The following is a 2,292-nucleotide window of genomic DNA, read 5'->3' as shown; positions in this document are numbered from 1 at the left end:
CGGGGTGGGTGGGGGGGGGGTGTGCGGGGGGGGGCGGGGGCCCCCCCGGCGGGGGGGGGGTGGGGCCCCCCCCCCCCCCGGGGGGGGGGGGGGCGCCCCCCCCCCCCCCCCCCCCCCCCCCCCCCCCCCCTCCCCGGGATCCGCTCCGCCCCCGCCCCCCGCGCGCCGGAAACCGCGTCCCGGCCGGCCGTCGGACGGCGTCCGGCACGGCGGGGCGTCCTGTCCGGGCAGCGCCCGGTGCCGCCCGGACGTGGCGCCCCGCCCTGCCCGGTCTCACTCCGGGCGACTCGCCTCCGCGACCTCGCTTCCCGCTTCCGCGCCACCGGGCCCCTCCGGGCACACCCCGCGGACACGTCGCGCTTTCCCCGGCCCCGCCCTCGGCCCCGGCCTCCGAGGCCGTGCCGACCGGGCACCGCCGCCCGGCCCCGGGACGGTGCGCCCTCACCACCCGCGCCGCACCCCGCACGCCTCGACCGCGCCCCGGCCCGCCCGCGCCCCACCCGGCCCGCGCCCCGAGCCCGCTCCAGCCGGAACCGCACCCCACAGGAACCGCCGCCGCACGAACACACCCTGGGAGGCAGCCAGATGATCGAACAGCGCACCCGACCGGCCCCGGCCCCGGCGACCACCGCCCCCGACACGCCCGTCGCCCTCCTCCTGGGAGCCTCCGGCACCTCCGACGGACCGGGCGGCACCGCCGCCGCCTCCGCCCTGCTGGAGGCCTGGGCCTGCGGCATCGCCACCCACGTCGTGGACCAGGCGTCCCGGCTCGCCACCCGCGACCGCGCGACGACGCGACTCGCCGACGCCTCCTCCGGACTCGACGTCACCCGCCCCGACCTGTGCGCCGCCTGGGCCCGCGAGCAGACGGACCGGGGCCGGCGGTTCGACGTCGTCCTCGGTCTGCGCCCCGAGGTGCAGGAGGCGGCCGCGGTGACCGCGGAGGCCCTGGGCCTGCCCGGCAACCGGCCCGACGTGGTGCGCCGGGTGCAGGACCCCGGCGCCTGCCGGGCCGCGCTGGCCGCGGAGGGCTTCCTGGTGGAGGCCACGCCGGAGCCGGAGCCGGTGCCCGGAACGCTGGCCGCGGTGGGGGTGTTCGCCGCCGGACGGCCCCAGGTCGTCCTGGTCGCCTCCGTCCCGCCGGACGGACCGGTGCGCACGGCCGAGCTGACCGGGCCGGCCTGGGCCGCGGTCGCCGGCGAGGCGTCCGCCGCGGTGCGCCGGCTGGGCCTGGAGTTCGGTGTCTTCCGGGTGGAGCTGCGGCCGACCGGACGCGGACACGTCCTGAGCACCGTACGCACCACGCTCGGCGACGACGGCGTGCACGCCCTGCTCGGCACGGCCGCGCCCTGGCTGGAGCCCTTCGGCGCCGTGTACGACGACGCCCTGGGCCGTGCCCTGCCCCTGCCGTCCCCGGCCCGGCCGCGCACGGCGGCACCCACCCGGGTCCGCCCCGCCGTCGCGCCCGTCCTGGGACTCGCCGGGGACCCCGACGACGCCCGCGAGGAACCGCACCTGTGCCGTGGCATCGACTGAACCGGAACCGACCGGAAACCGGAGAAACCGCATGACAACCGAGCTGGTCCAGTTGCTGACGCCCGAGGGCACCCGGGTGACCGACCCGGTCTGGGACCCCTACGTCGCCGATGTCACCCCCGACGACCTGCGCGGCCTGTACCGGGACCTGGTCCGGGCCCGCCGCGTGGACGCGGAGGGCGTGACGTTGCAGCGCCAGGGCGAGCTGGGCCTGTGGCCCTCGCTGCTCGGCCAGGAGGCCGCCCAGGTCGGCTCGGCACACGCCCTGGCCGACGGCGACCACGTCTTCCCCAGCTACCGGGAGCACGGCGTCGCCCTCTGCCGCTCCCTCGACCCGCTGCGGCTGCTGGCGATGTTCCGCGGCGTGAACAACGGCGGCTGGGACCCGGCCGACCACGACTTCCACCTCTACACCCTGGTCATCGGGTCGCAGGCGCTGCACGCCACGGGCTACGCGATGGGCGTGGCCAAGGACGGCGCGGACTCCGCCGTGATGGTGTACTTCGGTGACGGCGCGACGAGCCAGGGAGACGTGAGCGAGGCGTTCAACTTCGCCGCCGTCCACAGCGCCCCCGTGGTGTTCTTCTGCCAGAACAACCAGTGGGCGATCTCCGAGTCCAACGAGAAGCAGACCCGGGTGCCGCTCCACCAGCGCGCCAGCGGTTTCGGCTTCCCGGGCGTACGCGTCGACGGCAACGACGTCCTGGCCTGTCTCGCGGTGACCCGGTGGGCGCTGGAGCGGGCGCGGCGCGGTGA

The 2,292-nt window shown here is 78.4% G+C and carries 2 protein-coding genes; both read left to right on the top strand.

Annotated elements, in window-relative coordinates; translation table 11 throughout:
* The first annotated feature begins 585 nt into the window (after positions 1-585).
* Positions 586-1,536, top strand: a complete 951-nt coding sequence (locus tag ACP4IX_RS36045; RefSeq protein WP_426558850.1) for a hypothetical protein — start codon at positions 586-588, stop codon at positions 1,534-1,536.
* 31 nt (positions 1,537-1,567) lie between these two features.
* Positions 1,568-2,292, top strand: a 725-nt coding sequence (locus ACP4IX_RS36040; protein WP_426558848.1) for a thiamine pyrophosphate-dependent enzyme, incomplete at its 3' end; no start/stop codon positions are given.

Origin of the sequence: Streptomyces sp. WG5 (genome assembly GCF_049974565.1) — a bacterium.
GTDB lineage: Bacteria > Actinomycetota > Actinomycetes > Streptomycetales > Streptomycetaceae > Streptomyces.
This window is presented reverse-complemented; position numbering and strand designations above follow the sequence as displayed.

Coding starts and splice junctions, on each gene's coding strand:
- ACP4IX_RS36045 (WP_426558850.1), top strand. CDS start 586: ATGATCGAACAGCGCACCCGACCGGCCCCGGCCCCGGCGACCACCGCC.